The sequence below is a fragment of the Pseudomonas germanica genome (assembly GCF_019614655.1).
Classification (GTDB): domain Bacteria; phylum Pseudomonadota; class Gammaproteobacteria; order Pseudomonadales; family Pseudomonadaceae; genus Aquipseudomonas; species Aquipseudomonas neuropathica.
In genome coordinates, this window is the sequence record NZ_CP071586.1 from 937,304 (window position 1) to 954,536 (window position 17,233).

General features: G+C 59.5%; 11 protein-coding genes. 1 reads left to right on the forward strand and 10 read right to left on the reverse strand.

Annotated features, from left to right (window positions below; genetic code table 11):
* Positions 1–2: 2 nt before the first annotated feature.
* The 8 genes from ureA to urtA all read right to left on the reverse strand — a co-directional run bounded on the left by ureA (position 3) and on the right by urtA (position 8,388).
* Positions 3–305, reverse strand: coding sequence for an urease subunit gamma (gene ureA / locus J0G10_RS04045; protein ID WP_007915951.1), 303 nt, complete (start codon positions 303–305; stop codon positions 3–5).
* Positions 306–634: 329 nt separating this feature from the next.
* The gene (locus J0G10_RS04050; RefSeq protein WP_220557525.1) at positions 635–1,474 is read right to left on the reverse strand and encodes an urease accessory protein UreD; all 840 of its coding nucleotides are present in this window, start codon (positions 1,472–1,474) and stop codon (positions 635–637) included.
* A gap of 43 nt (positions 1,475–1,517) precedes the next feature.
* A complete protein-coding gene (gene urtE, locus J0G10_RS04055; protein ID WP_095047335.1) occupies positions 1,518–2,216 on the reverse strand; it encodes an urea ABC transporter ATP-binding subunit UrtE in 699 nt (232 codons plus the stop codon).
* A 62-nt stretch (positions 2,217–2,278) separates the two neighbouring features.
* A complete protein-coding gene (locus tag J0G10_RS04060; RefSeq protein WP_220558825.1) occupies positions 2,279–3,220 on the reverse strand; it encodes an IS110 family transposase in 942 nt (313 codons plus the stop codon).
* 311 nt (positions 3,221–3,531) lie between these two features.
* Positions 3,532–4,401, reverse strand: coding sequence for an urea ABC transporter ATP-binding protein UrtD (urtD, locus tag J0G10_RS04065; protein WP_095047336.1), 870 nt, complete (start codon positions 4,399–4,401; stop codon positions 3,532–3,534).
* Positions 4,398–5,477, reverse strand: coding sequence for an urea ABC transporter permease subunit UrtC (gene urtC, locus J0G10_RS04070; protein ID WP_095126125.1), 1,080 nt, complete (start codon positions 5,475–5,477; stop codon positions 4,398–4,400). Before urtC ends, urtD begins: the two co-directional genes overlap by 4 nt.
* The gene (gene urtB / locus J0G10_RS04075) at positions 5,477–6,979 is read right to left on the reverse strand and encodes an urea ABC transporter permease subunit UrtB (protein WP_220557527.1); all 1,503 of its coding nucleotides are present in this window, start codon (positions 6,977–6,979) and stop codon (positions 5,477–5,479) included. The genes urtC and urtB overlap by 1 nt, the downstream gene beginning before the upstream one ends.
* A gap of 143 nt (positions 6,980–7,122) precedes the next feature.
* A complete protein-coding gene (gene urtA, locus J0G10_RS04080) occupies positions 7,123–8,388 on the reverse strand; it encodes an urea ABC transporter substrate-binding protein (protein ID WP_095047339.1) in 1,266 nt (421 codons plus the stop codon).
* A gap of 447 nt (positions 8,389–8,835) precedes the next feature.
* Here urtA and J0G10_RS04085 point away from each other — a divergent pair, with 447 nt between their 5' ends.
* On the forward strand, positions 8,836–13,509 hold the full coding sequence (locus J0G10_RS04085; RefSeq protein ID WP_220557530.1) for a DUF4329 domain-containing protein: 4,674 nt from the start codon (positions 8,836–8,838) through the stop codon (positions 13,507–13,509).
* Between the two features lie 67 nt (positions 13,510–13,576).
* Here the strand turns inward: J0G10_RS04085 and J0G10_RS04090 are convergent, their stop codons facing one another.
* Together J0G10_RS04090 and J0G10_RS04095 are read right to left on the reverse strand one after the other, a co-directional pair.
* Positions 13,577–14,950: a PepSY-associated TM helix domain-containing protein gene (locus J0G10_RS04090; RefSeq protein ID WP_095047341.1), complete on the reverse strand. Its 1,374-nt coding sequence runs from the start codon at positions 14,948–14,950 to the stop codon at positions 13,577–13,579.
* Between the two features lie 121 nt (positions 14,951–15,071).
* Entirely contained in the window at positions 15,072–17,192 is a 2,121-nt protein-coding gene (locus tag J0G10_RS04095; RefSeq protein ID WP_220557532.1) for a TonB-dependent copper receptor, read from the reverse strand.
* Positions 17,193–17,233: the final 41 nt, after the last annotated feature.

Consider the following 17,233-nt stretch of genomic DNA (forward strand, 5'->3'; position numbering starts at 1 on the left):
CCTCAGACGATCGGCTGGTGGACGGTGACCAGTTTGGTGCCGTCGGGAAACGTCGCTTCAACCTGGATCTCCGGGATCATTTCCGGGATGCCTTCCATCACTTGTTCGCGGCTGAGCAGGGTGGTGCCGAAGTGCATCAGCTCTGCCACGGTCTGGCCGTCACGCGCGCCTTCGAGCAGCGCGGCGGAGATGTAGGCCATGGCTTCCGGGTAATTGAGTTTCACGCCGCGGGCCAGACGCCGCTCGGCGACGAGGCCGGCGGTGAAGATCAGCAGCTTGTCTTTTTCGCGTGGGGTCAGGTCCATTGTGGGGTTCCATCAGGGCAGATTTGTGAGGTTCTTGCGGGCGCGGGGTGCCCGTTGGAGCAACCCCTCACCCTAGCCCTCTCCCGAGGGAGAGGGGACTGATCTCGGTTGTTTTCAATGGCCGGTTCAGTCAGCAGTATTCGTTCAGGCAGTAAATTCATTTCAAACGACCCGGTCAGGCTCTCTCCTTCGAGGGAGAGGGGACTGATCTCGGTTGTTTTCAATGGCCGGTTCAGTCAGCAGTATTCGTTCAGGCAGTAAATTCATTTCAAACGACCCGGTCAGGCTCCCTCTCCCTCCGGGAGAGGGCGGGGGGTGAAGGTCGCTTTTCAGGTGCTCCATATTCTGGGGGATACCGCGTCGCGACCCAGCAGGGCGGGTCTGAGCAAACGCCATAAATCGATGAGCCAGGCGCGGGCGAGCAACGCTTCACTGGCCAGACAACGAGCCACCAAAAGCCCCGGCAACTGCGTCAAATCCCCACGCACTTCGTGGCCCAGCGAGCGGCAGCGCTCAAGCAATTCAGCCTCAATCTCGCCAGTGACCAACAACGTCGCAAACACCGGATTGCCATCCAGCCCGATCGGCGAATCAAGCAAACCATCACCGCCGACAACGCGCTGGCGCTCGTGCCAGAGCAATCGACCATCACGGCGAATATCCAGATGCGCCTGAAAATGCCCACGGTCAAAACGCTCGCCACTGGCGGGGCGACCCAGTGCGACCACGTCCCAGTAGAACAGCCGCGCATCGCCTTCAAGATCAATCGAAGTGCTCAGCTCAGCCTGCGCGGCGCTGTAGACGATGGTTTCCTGCGGCAGCCATTCCAGCGTCCCGCCGGCTGCCACTTTCAAATCCAGTTTTTGATACGCCGGCCCACCCGCGCGATACCACTTCGCCGCGCCGGGGCTGGTGATCTGCGCCCAGGCGTGTTGTTCGACGCGCGCGCTGATGTCCAGTCGGTCGCCGCCGGCAATCCCGCCCGGAGGATGGACGATGATGTGCTGGCAGACCTCGGGGCCTTCTGCGTAAAGGTGCTTTTGCACACGCAGCGGGCCGAGGTGCCGGCGCATGACCGGACGCGTGCAGTCACCGAAACGGGCGTAAGCGAGTTCCAGCTCGGCGTGCCAGCTCGGGTTAAACAGGGCAGGTGAAACAGTCGAATTCATGGTTTGTAATTATCGTTAGGAAGCTACAGATTAGTTCGTTGTACTAGATCGTTACCAGCCCGCGTACACCTTCGGCCTCCATATTTTCGCCGCGACCTTGCTGGACGATCTCGCCCCGGGACATCACCAGGTACTGATCGGCCAGTTCTGCGGCGAAATCGTAGAACTGCTCCACCAGCAAAATCGCCATGTCACCGCGCGCCGCAAGTTTCTTGATGACCGCGCCGATCTCTTTGATCACCGAGGGTTGAATGCCTTCGGTGGGTTCGTCGAGGATCAGTAAACGTGGGCGGCTGGCCAATGCTCGCCCGATCGCCAACTGCTGTTGCTGACCGCCAGAGAGGTCACCGCCGCGACGCTGCTTCATTTGTAGCAGCACCGGGAACAATTCGTAGATGAAACCTGGGACTTCTTTGGCTTCACTGCCGGGAAACCGCGACAGGCCCATCAACAGATTCTCTTCCACGGTCAGGCGTCCGAAGATCTCGCGGCCCTGTGGTACGTAGGCGATGCCGGCGTGGACACGCTGGTGCGGCTTGAACGCGGTGATCGGTTTGCCTTCCCAGTTCACCGCACCTTCCTTGGCCGGCAGCAAGCCCATCAGGCATTTGAGCAGGGTGGTCTTGCCCACGCCGTTACGGCCAAGCAGGCAGGTGACTTCGCCGACCTTCACGTCGAAAGACAGGCCCCGGAGGATGTGGCTACCGCCGTAGTACTGGTGCAGCTTGTCGACTTGCAGCATGTTCAAAATCTCCCTGTTGCACACAGAACCCTGTGGGAGATTCTATGGTTGAGGGGAAGCCCTCAACTGACTTTTGTCTGGTATTCGCTTTGCCCTTTCAGCAAGGCGAATACCACCCGAGCAAGTTTGCGAGCCAGCATCACCAACGCCTGCGTGGTGCTGAAACCCCGTGCTCTTTGGGCCTCGTAAAACCCTTTCCAGGCTTTCGTACGGCTAGCCGACATCGCAGCGTTGTGCAAAAGTCGGCGGGCCTCGGGGTCTCCGCGCTTGGTCAAGCTGCGGCGACCGTCCTTTTGCCCTGATTTCGATACCCTTAAATCCATGCCCAGGAAGGCGATAAACGCATCCGCGTTGCTAAATTCCCCCCGCTGAAACGCCGTGAGCAGGCGCGCTCCGGTCAGAAATCCAATGCCCTCAACTTTCAGGCAACGCTTCAATTGGCCGAGCAAACCGGCTTGTTTGAGCTGATCGTTGATCGTCTTTTCGATCATCGTTTCAAGCCGCTGCATGGATTTTATTTGTTCAGCAAAAGCTGCCTTCAATAGCGGCTCATTCGACCAGCTCTGCACCAGGCCGACCCTTGCCTGGACCAAAGCCGCGCGGCGGCGGAAAAGGCTCAGGAGCTGGCGGTACAGCGGTGATGGCGGGGTCCAGGGGCGCAACTCCTCGGCTTCGTTCTTCAGGTAACGGGCCAGCAACTTGGCGTCCAAGGCGTCGGTTTTGGCGCGGATCTTCACGCCTTCGCGGTAATGTTTGAGTTCATAGCCGCCCACCATGTAAATCGTGCAACCGGCCGCATAGGCCAAATCAGCGAATTCCAAGTGGTAGATGTTTGTAGCCTCAATGGCAATAGACACGGGGCCGAGCAAGGCCTTCAGCCACTGCTTAATGGATGTTTTGGTGTTGGGAATCGCTTCAAGCAGATCGCTATCGGCCTGATAAATCACCAGTTCATTTTTGGCGACATCCACGCCAACGATCGGATTTGATAGAGCGACTGGCATTGCCACAGGATTTCCTCCGGGATAAGGTTTGAGCACTTGAAGGGCTCACCCAGAGGCGCAGGCTTGTTCCTATCGTCGGTCTAGCCAGATGCATTCTTTATCGGCGCTTGGGTGAAAGGAGGAGGGGCGAAATCTCCCACGGTCTGTGCTGCGTCAACAGTCAGAATCGAGCCTTGTCCCTCCTCCTCCCTTCAAGTCCTACCATACAAGCGAGCCTGCTCGCGAATGCGGTGTGACATTCAGCATGTTCATCGCCTGATGCGCCGCTTTCGCGAGCAGGCTCGCTCCCACAGGTTTTGTATTCGCAATGTTCAGCGGCCGAGGTAGACCTCGATGACGCGCTCGTTTTCCTGCACCTGCTCCAGTGACCCTTCGGCCAGCACGCTGCCCTGATGCAACACGGTGACGTGGTCGGCAATCGAGCCGACAAAGCCCATGTCATGCTCCACCACCATCAGCGAATGCTTTCCCGCCAGCGACTTGAACAGTTCAGCGGTGAACTCGGTTTCTGCATCGGTCATGCCCGCCACCGGCTCATCGAGCAGGAGCAATTGCGGGTCCTGCATCAGCAACATGCCGATCTCGAGAAACTGCTTCTGACCATGAGAGAGCAACCCGGCCTGACGATTGACCGAGGTGGTCAGGCGAATCGTCTCCAGCACTTCGCTGATCCGGTCCTTCTGCTCGCCACTGAGGCGCGCACGCAGACTGGCCCACACCGACTTGTCGGTTTTCTGCGCCAGTTCCAGGTTTTCAAACACGCTCAGCGCTTCGAAAACGGTCGGCTTCTGAAACTTGCGACCGATGCCGGCCTGAGCGATTTGCACTTCGCTCATCTGCGTCAGGTCGAGGGTTTCACCGAACCAGGCCTTGCCGTGACTGGGGCGAGTCTTGCCGGTGATCACGTCCATCAGCGTGGTCTTGCCCGCGCCGTTGGGGCCGATGATGCAGCGCAACTCACCGACGCCGATGTACAAGTTGAGATTGTTCAGTGCGCGAAAGCCATCGAAGCTGACGCTGATGTCTTCCAGAGTGAGGATCGTGCCGTGGCGGGTATCCAGACCCGGGCCGACGCGCTGGCCGAGGCCGATCGAGTCGCGACTGGTGCCCTCGTCCTTGTTCGGTTCGACGGGGAAAAAGGCCGGTTCTAACATGAATTCAGCGCTCGCCGTGACTCTCATTGTTCACCTCGTTTCTTCAGCAGACCGATCACGCCTTTGGGCAAGTACAGCGTCACGACGATGAACAGCGCGCCGAGGAAGAACAGCCAGTATTCCGGGAACGCCACGGTGAACCAACTCTTCATGCCATTGACCACACCGGCGCCGAGCAGCGGCCCGATCAGCGTGCCGCGACCACCAAGGGCGACCCATACCGCCGCCTCAATGGAGTTGGTCGGCGACATTTCGCTCGGATTGATGATCCCGACTTGCGGCACATACAACGCCCCGGCCAGGCCACACAACACCGCACTCAACACCCACACGAACAACTTGAAACCGCGTGGGTCGTAGCCGCAGAACATCAAGCGGTTTTCTGCATCGCGCAACGCTGTCAACACCCGGCCGAACTTGCTCTGCGCCAGGCGCCAGCCGATGAACAGACTTGCCACCAGCAGCAACACCGTGGCCAGAAACAGCACCGCGCGGGTGCCCGGTTCGGTGATGCCGAAACCGAGAATCGTGCGGAAATTGGTGAAGCCGTTGTTGCCGCCAAACCCGGTCTCGTTGCGGAAAAACAGGAGCATGCCGGCGAACGTCAGGGCCTGGGTCATGATCGAGAAATACACGCCTTTGATTCGCGAACGGAAGGCGAAGAAACCGAACACCAGCGCCAGCAATCCCGGCGCCAGCACCACCAGACACATCGCCCAGAGGAAACTGCTGGTTCCGGTCCAGTACCACGGTAATTCGCTCCACGACAGGAAGGTCATGAACGCCGGCAAGCCATCACCGGCGGCCTGACGCATCAGGTACATGCCCATCGCATAACCGCCGAGGGCGAAGAACAGACCGTGGCCCAGTGACAGCAATCCGGCATAGCCCCAGACCAGATCCAGCGCTAACGCGACGATGGCGTAGCAGAGAATTTTGCCGACCAGCGTCAGCGTGTATGCCGAGACCGACAGGGCATTTTCCGCCGGCAACAACGACAGCAGCGGCAAGGCAATCAGCAGCGCGAGGATCACCGCGCCGACCGCGATCGTGATTTTCGGTCCGGCCTTTTGTGTGGCCGTGACTAACAGAGGCTGGTTCATCAGTCGATCACCCGTCCTTTCAGTGCGAAGAGGCCTTGCGGACGTTTCTGGATAAACAGAATGATCAGCGCGAGGATCAGGATCTTGCCAAGCACCGCACCGATCTGCGGTTCAAGAATCTTGTTGGCGATGCCCAGGCCGAACGCCGCGAACACGCTACCGGCCAACTGGCCGACGCCGCCGAGCACCACCACCAGGAACGAGTCGATGATGTAGCTCTGGCCGAGGTCCGGGCCGACGTTACCGATCTGGCTCAGCGCCACGCCGCCGAGGCCGGCGATGCCAGAGCCGAGGCCGAAGGCGAGCATATCGACGCGCCCGGTCGGCACGCCGCAGCAGGCGGCCATGTTGCGGTTCTGAGTGACGGCGCGAACGTTGAGGCCGAGGCGGGTCTTGTTCAGCAGCAGCCAAGTCAGCACGACGACGAACAATGCGAAGGCGATGATGACGATGCGGTTGTATGGCAGAACCAGATTCGGCAAAACCTGAATCCCGCCCGACAGCCATGCCGGGTTGGCGACTTCAACGTTCTGCGCGCCGAACAACAAACGCACAAGCTGAATCAGCATCAGGCTGATGCCCCAGGTGGCGAGCAGGGTTTCCAGTGGCCGGCCGTAGAGGTGGCGAATTACCGTGCGCTCCAGGGCCATGCCGATTGCCGCCGTGACAAAAAACGCCACCGGCAGGGCGATCAGCGGGTAGAACTCGATGGCTTGCGGTGCGTAGCGCTGGAACATCAACTGCACTACGTACGTCGAGTAGGCGCCGAGCATCAGCATTTCGCCGTGGGCCATGTTGATCACGCCGAGCAGGCCGAACGTGATCGCCAGACCGAGCGCGGCCAACAGCAGGATCGAGCCGAGCGACATGCCGCTGAACGCCTGGCCGAGGATCTCGCCGATCAGCAGTTTGCGTTTGACTTGCGCGAGGCTGGTTTCGGCGGCGGTGCGTACGCCGGCATCGCTCTCGACGCCGGGTTCAAGCAAGCCTTCAAGACGCGTACGCGCCAGTGGGTCGCCGGTTTCGCCGAGCAGGCGTACGGCGGCGAGGCGCACCGCCGGGTCGCTATCGACCAGTTGCAGATTGGCCAGCGCCAGGCTCAGAGCGGCATGGACGCTTTCGTCTTTTTCGCCAGCGAGTTGCTGGTCGAGGAATTTCAGCTGCGCGGGTTTCGCGCTTTTCTGCAATTGCTGCGCGGCAGTCAGACGGATTTTGGCGTCGGCGGCGAGCAATTGGTGGCTGGCCATGGCGGTATCGATCAGACCCCGCAGGCGATTGTTCAGGCGCAGAGTTTTGGGTTGGCCGTCGATGGTCAACTCGCCTTGTTGCAGGGCGTTGATCAGTTCGATACGCGCCGGATCGGGCTGCGCGGCCCAGGTTTCCAGCAGTTTGGCTTGTTGCACGGGATTGGCCGCGACGAAGTCTTCGGCATCGCCGGCATGGGCCACCATCGGCAGCAATAGTGCGATGGCTAGAAGCAAGCGGTAGAGGGCAGTGCGCATATGCGTGGCCTTGCGTAGTGATCGTTCCCACGCTCCGCGTGGGAATGCAGCCCGGGACGCTCCGCGTCCCCAAAGCGGACGCAGAGCGCCCGTTGAGGCATTCCCACGCAGAGCGTGGGAACGATCAGGTTGAGCGGGATAACTCAGTTGCTCTTCACCGCATAATCCGGCTTCTTGTCGTTGCCCTGAATGAACGGGCTCCACGGTTGTGCGCGAATCGGCCCTTCGGTCTGCCACACGACGTTGAACTGACCGTCGCTCTGGATCTCGCCGATCATCACCGGCTTGTGCAGGTGGTGGTTGGTCTTGTCCATGGTCAGCGTGTAACCCGACGGCGCGGCAAAGGTCTGGCCGGCGAGGGCTTCGCGGACTTTGTCGACGTCAGTGGATTTGGCTTTCTCGACCGCCTGCGCCCACATGTGGATACCGACGTAAGTGGCTTCCATCGGGTCGTTGGTCACGGCTTTGTCGGCACCCGGCAAGTTGTGTTTCTTCGCGTAAGCCTTCCAGTCATCGACGAACTTCTTGTTCACCGGATTCTCCACGGACTCGAAGTAGTTCCAGGCCGCGAGGTTGCCCACCAGTGGTTTGGTATCGATGCCGCGCAGTTCTTCTTCACCGACCGAGAACGCTACCACCGGCACGTCGGTGGCTTTCAGACCCTGGTTGGCCAGCTCTTTATAGAACGGCACGTTGGAGTCGCCGTTGACCGTCGAGATGACCGCAGTCTTGCCACCGGCGGAGAATTTTTTGATGTTGGCGACGATGGTTTGATAGTCGCTGTGACCGAACGGCGTGTAGACCTCTTCGATGTCCTTGTCGGCCACGCCTTTGGAGTGCAGGAACGAACGCAGGATCTTGTTGGTGGTGCGCGGGTAGACATAGTCGGTGCCGAGCAGGAAGTAGCGCTTGGCGCTGCCGCCTTCTTCACTCATCAGATATTCAACCGCCGGGATCGCTTGCTGGTTCGGCGCAGCGCCGGTGTAGAAGACGTTCGGTGACATTTCTTCGCCTTCGTATTGCACCGGGTAGAACAGCAGACCGTTGAGCTCTTCGAACACCGGCAACACCGATTTACGCGACACCGAAGTCCAGCAGCCGAACACCACGGCGACCTTGTCCTGGGTCAGCAACTGTCGGCCCTTTTCGGCGAACAGCGGCCAGTTGGATGCAGGGTCAACCACCACTGGCTCAAGCATCTTGCCGTTCACACCGCCCTTGGCGTTGATTTCGTCGATGGTCATCAGCGCCATGTCTTTGAGCGACGTTTCGGAGATCGCCATGGTGCCGGACAACGAATGCAGAATCCCGACCTTGATGGTCTCGGCAGCCTGGACAGTCCAGGTCATGCCCATCGCGGCAATGGATGCCGTGAGTGTGAAAGCCTTGATCAAACTGCGACGCTTCATTGTGCGATCTCCATGAACATTTAATTTTTCTGGTTGGCAGATGCGGACGACTGAAGGTGTGTTTTGCAAGGGCTGTGCCCGGTCGGGATCGGGCAGGAAAATGTCGTGTTAGAGCGGTTGTAAGGTGGGGGCGCGCACCAGTAGAGGACATCTGACGGGCGCTGGTGCGTCCGGGCGCGCCAGATTGGGGCGCACTACTGAGCGGGAAGATGAAGATACATAAACGATAAACATGTATCTCGGCTCACGGCGCGTGCAGCAACACACTCATTTGATCGTTATCCCGATTGTTCTTCGCAGGTTTCTATCATGAGTAATAGTTCAGTCCCATCCAGACGTGCCGCAACCGAGTCCCGAAAATCCAGGCTACCTCCCCTGAGTCCGCCGTTTCTGTCAGAGGAGGATGCTGCGTATTGGGTTCATACGCGCATACCGCCCAAGCCGGAAATGGAATATGGCAGCGTGATTTTGCTGCGGCCGGATGGGAAATTCGTGGCCACTTCACCGATACCCGGAGAGGCCACCACCTTTGATTTGAGCACCATCATCGACTTTGATGCGCTGGGAGAGCTGGAGCCGCCCAAGGGGTATCGGTTTGCTGCAAACATTCACAGCCATGCCGCTCTTCACGATGTCGTAGGTGAGGCCTATCCAGAACTGGATGAAATGAACCTGCGACTCTTCATCAACTTCTTCTCCAGTAGCGATTTCATGGGGGATGTGGATGGGCGCGCCTATTTTCGTAGTTCATACCTCTCCGGCCCCGATGGAACATTGCTCAAGTATTCGCCCAGTGGTTCGAAAGCGGAACTCGATTACTACCGTTGGCACGAGGCAGGTGCACGACCAGGGCGTGAGCCTTGGACTCGTGACGTGATGAGCATCATCAATAAGCTTGCATCTGTCGGTGAACTGAAAGTCCTCGTTTCAAGTGCAGACTGGGGGCATTCGGTGGGTGTCGTACCGCCGGACTGGCAACCAGGCCAGGGTTTTTCAACGGGCAGTGTGACCGAATTACCTTTGATGACCCGCATTTGCTCCACTGTCGAGCGGGCGGTACTCGCTGCACTGAAATCAAGAGGTGCACAGGACTCGGGGTTACTGCTGAAGAAGACTGCTGGCAATGAGTATGTCGCGACCCATGCACGCCCGTTCGGGCTCGCGTCATGGGATCCAGCGAAGAACTTTGCGGCGGGTGATGACGGTCAATTACGGTTGCCTGAAGGCTATAGGCTGGAAGGTTTTTACTACGCCTCCCGTCCTGACCCTTCGCGGCTCACTCCTGCTCAGCCGTGGCTCTACGAGAATTTCTTCACGCCACAGGACATTGCTCTGGCCATTTCGTGTCACAAGAGGAGTCAGCAATTGGCTGTGGCCGGTCGACCTTTGTCGCTGTACATGCAGGCCAGCGATGCGTCCATGTTGAAGTACAGCTTCAGCGGCAGCGAGATAGAAGCGGCACTGAGCGTCGAGCATTCCGACGGGTCGATCACCGACGCCGGGGTGCAATCCAGGTTGCTGACTGGAGCATTGTCGCCACGGGAATTTGTCTCGATGCTGATACTGGCGGGCCGGCTTGAGGTGTTGCGGGGCAGCGCGCTCTGGGCACGTTTGGGGAGGGTGGGCCTGGAATGGATACCCTTCGCGAACTTCCCTTGGCCGCCCTTGAGTCAGGCGTTTTTATCCGCCGATGACGCCGTTCGGTATGCCCACGAACAAGTCGGCATTCGCCGTGACCGCCAGTACGCAGGCTATGTATTTCAGCGCAGCGACACACGCTTTGTGGTCACCGAGCCGTTGGAAGGGGATATCGATGTGCTGGACCAGGGGCGACTTTATCCTCGGGATAATCGAGGGCGTCCGGTTTTCCCTGACGACCACGTGGTGCATGCCCGATATGTCTCCCACGTCGCGCTCACGCAGCTTGAGCCGGTCAATATCAGTTCCCGGCAGTGGACGCTCCAGGAGGCGTTACTAAGCCTGCAAATGTTGAGTGTAGAAGAGGTCCGGCAGGTATTGCTCGATAACACCGTTCTGTATTGCTCTGCTGCCATGAACAGTCTGGTCAGGTTTGCACCTTACGCAACCCCGGCTTCGAAGGATCTGGCGCGACGCCTGGGAACACGCGTGCATCCCGGTCCATTGGCTCTAGGTCTGGACAAGGGCAGCAAGCGACCGCAAGACTTCATCAGGGAGCAGGCCGCCGCCGGCTGGCTGTTCAACCTGACGGACAACGAGTTGTGGGGCCATCGCGGCCAAATATTACCGGGCTGGAGCATGTCAGAATCCGCCGGGTCAACCTCCGCAGAACCGACGTCACCCATACCTGCACTCCCTACGCCGTCCCTGCCTCAGCCGTCGCTGCCCCCGTATCCTTCGTCGTCTTCGCCCCGGCCATCTTCTCCTCGGCCTTTGCCATGGAAGCGGCCGGAGTTCGTCATGTACGGTCCTGTCTGTTCTTCGGCGGACGACGCGGCACAGTATCTGTTTGCTGGCGACAGGCGTTTGCACGATGAGAACCGTGGCTGGTTCGGATTCATCCTCAAGCACAAGGATCGAGAGGAATACATCGGCACGGAACTGTTTCCAGTCAGCGGTCAAGACAGCAATCTTTTTCGGCAGGCGTTGGTGTTCGCCTCTCGACGGTCGGCGCCGTGGCATCAATACCCGGAAGGCTTCGACATGTATGGGAGCTTTTATGCGCATCAGAAAGTAGAAGCATCTTCGAGCAGCCCTGAAGACTGGCTGGCGCAGTATTTTGTTTCGCCAGACATCCTGACAACAGCCATGTACTACGGTCGCCGTCGGCCTGTAATCGCTTCAAGCCCCGCCGCGTTTTATCTTGCCACTCGGGACGGTGCTCTGCTCAAGTATGCGAGGAGTCAGGCAAGCAAGTTGTTCCATGACGACACGTCTCAGACAACACTCGACTCGATCAAGCGAGGGCTCGCGTCCGGCGAGTGGCTGCCGACGGATTTCGTCCATACGGTCGCTGAAAGCGGCGAACTCTCGGTGTTGCGAACAAGCGCGTGCTGGGATCGGTCAGGAATGGTCAGGCCAACGTGGCAGCCCTACGCGAATCTGCAGCGGCGCTGGCTCGGCCCGGTTTTTCAGAGTGCTGACGATGCCGCAGCGTTTGCCAGATCGAGCTTGCCGCTGGTCACGGACAAACCTTTTGGCGGCGTCATTCTGAAACGCCCCGACGGCCTTTACGTAGCCTCTGCGCCCATCAAGGTGTCGCGGGAGGATTTCGACATCACCGAGATTTTTCCGGATGAAAGCAATGGCGCCGGGGTATTTCCTGCTGGCTGCAGTATCACGGCGCGTTATCGATCCAGAGTGGCCAGGGAGCTGTCGGTCATTTTTTCTCGTATTGAGAAGCAGATCTATCTGAACATGCTGTCTGTCGACACCGTGTACTCATCCTTCAAGCGGCTACCAAGACTGGCATGGGATGAATACCTGTTCGGACCCGACGGTTCGTTGATCCGCTATCAGCCAGGAATATGGGATCGTCTGCGCGCAGATCTCTTGGCAGCTCTGACGGATTACAAAACGCTTCCTGCGTCCCTTGATGGCGATGCGATAAAACAGAACATACGTAGCGCCAAGCTGAAACCGAGTGAATGGGTCGACGCCTTGGCAAAGGCCGGTTACTTGCAAATTGTCATCGGCAGTGAAATCTGGGGTTTGCCCCGCCAGATCAGTCGCTGGGTTCCTTTCTTTGCTGATCTGCAGCCTCTAATGGATTACACCAGAGCCGCGAGCGCACCACTTTGCAGTCCAGTGTTCGTTCAAGCAGATGCTGTTGCCCGGTATGTTCATGAAATCTCGGTGAGCAGGGACACCCAGACGTTCGGATTCATACTGCGCTCTCGGGATGGCTTGTTCCTCGCCAGCCTGCCCGTTGATGTGCAACGCTCTGGCCTGGCTGTGGATCGAGTATTCGAACAGGCAAGACTGCCTTCAGGGTTTGAACAGGATTCGATTTATCTGCGCGCAGCGCTGCCTCCGCTCGGCGCACGGCCTGACGATATGCGAAATGTCTTTGTACTTCCCAACGATGTTCAGCAAGCCTGCCGACAGGCCAGTACGCCGCGGGGGTACAGACCGATCTATATCTCCTGTGCCGATGACGCATTGTTGAAGCTGCAATTGCATGCGTTTGAACCCGGCGTGTTCTACGACGCTTTCGGGCAGGTTGAGTTGCGCCCCAATGCGTTTGTATCGCGTGAACAGGCAGCGATCGATGAACGTGACATTGCCAGTGGCCGATTCAGATTTAAAGACTACGTGCACCGGATGGCCAAGGCCGGCCGGCTCGACGTGATTGAAACCAGCGATTACTGGTCGCGGCAGGGTCAAGTGGATGAGCATTGGCAACCGCGTATGGCCGATACTTCCAACGAGCAGCGATGGCGAGATAGCCCGGTGCCGGCGCTGGGACCGATTTTTCATCACCCTGACGATGCCGCCCGCTATGCGCAACAACGCACGGACGATTCCGGTCACAGTGAAGCCGGCTACGAAGGCGCGATCCTGGCGCGGTCGACCAGCAGTCGATTTGTCCCGCTCGAGCCAATAGTCTGGTCTGCCCATGCCGAGGACCCTGTCCTGCGGATATTTCGCTCGTCGAGTGATCCGACGATCAGTTGGCGCAATCCGGCGGCGCGTTACCCCAATGGCTACACACTCGTGGCCAGCCACCAGTTCCATCTGTCGGGCAATACCACGCTCGCACCGGACACTGATGATGTCAGAGCAAATTTCGCTTCGCCTGCGCGGGTGCATGCGCACACGCATGAACTGAAGAACCAGGGTTTCGACATTCAGGATTATTACTACTCAACGCCGAACCACGTGTTGATCAAGTACACACCCGTTTACTCGCAGGCCGAGAGGGATTTGCTGCTGGCCCGGCCTGTGGATTTCGAAGCGGGGCGCTGGGTCAGCCGGCTGAGTCCGGGCGAGTTTGTTTCACAACTCATGGAACTGGGTGAATTCAGGGTGCTGCTCGCCGGGCATTACTGGCGTCAGACCGGACGAATGGGCGCCGCCTGGAGAGTGCGTCGCCAGCAGCCTGTAACGGAGGGTGGTGCGCGAGTCAGGGACGAGTTGTAACGCTCGAACCAGCGGCAACACGGCAGGAGTGTGCCGCCGTCGGCGGCCACTCCACATTGAGTCGGATTTACGTCGAGGCAGACTCAGGTTGCCGGTCAAAGCGCGATAGCAGCAATCGATCCAGCAACCAGACGACCACCAGCGAAGCCCCCACCAACGGGAACACCACTGCCAGCGCCAACATGATTACCACGCCGGTTTTCCATTTCGGCAAGTCATGACGCAGCGGCGGTACGCCGAATTTGCCCTGTGGCCGGCGCTTCCACCAGATCACCACCCCGCTGACGGCACTGAGCAGAATCATCAGGCAGATCAGCAGCACGACGATCTGGTTGAAGGTGCCGAACATCTTGCCTTCGTGGAGCATCACGCCGATTTCCGTGGCCCGCGCCACAGTGCCGTAATGTTCGAAACGCACATCGGCGAGGACCTTGCCGGTGTACTGATCGACATGCAGGGTCGCATCGTTGCGCGGGTCATCGGCGAACACAGCGATGGTGAACACACCGGTGGCGGTGGTCGGCAGGGTGATGCTGTAGCCCGGCTCGACCTTGCGTTGGGTAGCAATGTTTTGCACGTCTTGCAGGCGGATGGCGGGTGCTGCGGGGCCGGCGTTGCTGGCGCCGTGGTTCATGTGTTCGGCGTGGTCGCCGGACATTGGCATCGGCGTGTTTTCCATCGCCCATGGCACGGTCTGGCGGGTGGCGCTGTTAAGGCTGCGCGCCTCGACATCGGAGGTCGGCACGTTGTCCCACATCGCCGCTGGAAAGACGTTCCACACCTGGGCGTATTGCTTGCCCCAGAAACCGGTCCAGGTCATGCCACTGAGCAACATCACCAGCAACAGTGTTGCACCCCAGAACCCGGTGACCGCGTGCAGATCACGCCACAATACGCGGCCGCGACTGTTCAGCCGTGGCCACAAAATCCCCGCGGCCTGACCGCGTGGCCACCACAGAAAAAGTCCCGACACCACCAGCACCACGCCCCACCCGGCGGCCATTTCGATGAGCCGATCACCGACGGTGCCAATCATCAATTCACCGTGGATGGCGCGGGCGATGGCTTGCAGGTTCTGTTTGGCATCCTGTTCGCCGAGGATATCGCCGTGGTATGGATCGACGAATACGTTGAGTTCGTGGCCGGCGTTCTTCACCACAAACTGTGCGCTGCGCTCGGCGTTCACCGGCGGCAGATACTGGGTGATCTGGCCTTGTGGATAAGCGCTTTTCACCCGTTGCAGCAAGTCCTCGGCCGGGACGGTGTGATGGCCGGCGGGGACATTGAGCAAGCTGCTGTACATCAGCGAATCGAGCTGCGGTTTGAACAGATAAATGATGCCGGTCAGGGCCAGCATCACCATGAACGGGGCGACGAAGAGACCGGCGTAAAAATGCCAACGCCAGGCCAGGTTGTAGAAATTCGGTTTGGGCTGTTTCATCACGTGTGCTCCGCTTGGCGAATTTTTTAGATCAAGAGATCGCAGCCTTCGGCAACTCCGATAGGGGGTATGCGCTCCCATGTAGGAGCTGGCGAAGCCTGCGATCTTTTGACTTTTCTTGTTAGAAACTCATGTCGACCTTGGTCCAGAGCGTGCGCCCCGGTTCATTGATCGCTTGCGGGTCATTGGCCGGGTAGCCGAATCCGGCGTTGCCCGCCAGGTTCAGGTGTTCGGCGTAAGCCTTGCCGAACAGGTTGTCGACGCCGCTGCTGACCTTCCAGTTCTTGTTGATCCGGTAGGCACCGTTGAGTGAGAACACGCCGAAGCCGGAACTCTTGTCGTAATCCTTGCCGACCACGTTGCCCTTGTTCTGATCGATACGATTTTGCGCGGCAACCACCCTCCACAGTGCACCGGCGCTCCAGTTGTCTTCGGTATAGGTCAGGCCGAAACGCGCATCCAGCGGCGGCATCTGCGGCAGAGCCTTGCCGTCACTGCTGTTCTTGCCCCAGGCGTAGGCCAGGGTCGCATCGGCTTTCCAGTGGTCGGTGAGTCTGTACGCGGCACCGAGTTCACCGCCCATGATTCGCGCGTCAATGTTCTCGGCGCGCGAGGTGCTCATGCCCATCATTCCCGGGGTGTAATCAAAGAGGATGTAATCGCGCACCACGCCGATATAACCCGAAGCCCAGGCTTCAAGTTCGGCGCTCTTGTAGTTCACGCCAAAGTCGAACTGAGTGGTCTTTTCCGGTTTGATCGAATCGAACGCGTTGACCGATCCTGCCGGGCCGGATTTGGGCGAAAACAGCTCCCAGTAATCCGGGAAGCGTTGCGCGTGACCGAGGCCCGCATAGAGCGTGGTCGGACTGGCGGCGAGGTCATGCTCGTAGCGGATGAACCCGCTGGGTAGGGTGTCGGCGCGGGTATCGTCGGCGGTCGGGTTGGGGCGAGTCATCATTCCCGAGCCAGTGGCCTGTCGATAATCCTTGGCCGAGGCGCGGTCGATGCGGGCGCCGCTGATCAGCCGATCACGGTCGGCGGCGTACCAGGTCATTTCGCTGAACACGCCGTAGTTATGGAAATCGGCGTCCTTGCTGTACGGCTGATCCTTGTAGGTATCGATGCCCATGCCGCTGCGCTGGCGGTGTTCGTTGGTCTGCGCGTCGAGGCCGGTGATCAGCTGAAAATCAGCCCAGCGCCAGGTGGCCTTGATCCGTGCGCCGAGGGTGCGTCGGTCGACGTTGGACGCCATTGGCCCCGACATCATTCCGGTGCCGGACGGCGTGCGCAGGGTGTAGTTGTCCATCACGTGGTCGGCGTAGTTGTAGTAGACCTGCGCTTCGAGTTTCTCCAGCACGTCAGTGATGTTGGATTTTTCGAAACGCAGGCCGAGGCTTTCGCGCAGGAATTGCGAGCCGTCCATGCCGCGTCCGGCATAGCGCGCTTCGCCGTCGCCCTTGCCGGCGGTGAGTTCGATCAGGGTATCGGCGTCCGGGGTCCAGCCCACTGCGATGTCGCCGTTCCACTTGTCGTAGCGTGAGGCGACGATGTCGTTGTTGCCATCGCGGTAATCGTCGGAATGCGCGGTGTTGCCGATCACGCGCACGTAGCCCAACGGGCCGCCGGCAGCGGCGTCGACAACCTTGTCAAAACGTCCGTGGGAGCCGGCCAGAATGCTTGCGTTCACGCGGGTGCCGAGTTCGCCGAAGCTCTCTGGCTCACGATCGAACAGCACCGTACCCGCCGACGCGCCGGGGCCGTAAAGCACGGTTTGCGGGCCTTTGATCACGGTGAGTTTGTCGTAGGTTTCCGGCGAGATATACGAAGTCGGCGCGTCCATTCGGCCGGGGCAGGCGCCGAGCATCATGCTGCCGTTGGTGAGGATGTTCAGGCGCGAACCGAACATGCCGCGCAGCACCGGATCGCCGTTGGTGCCGCCATTGCGCACCAGCGCAAAGCCCGGAATGGTCTTCAGATAATCGCCGCCATCACTGGCCGGCACCGGTTGGCGCGGGTCTTTGGGGTTGGTGACGATGGTCAGCGGTGAGCTCGGGGCGATCGCGGTAATCACCGTTGGGCTCAGTTCTTCCTGGTGGCCGGTGTGATCATCGGCCAGTACCAGCGGTGACAGCAGGACGCCGCAAAGGACGGCGGTAGCGTGCCTGAAACGAACCCGCGATTCGTTCAGAGCGAAGGACGCCGGGGCAACGCCCGAGCGTGGAACAGCAGAAAACCTGGACATGACAATTTCCATCAAACAGTCGTAAACGACACGGCCGGCAG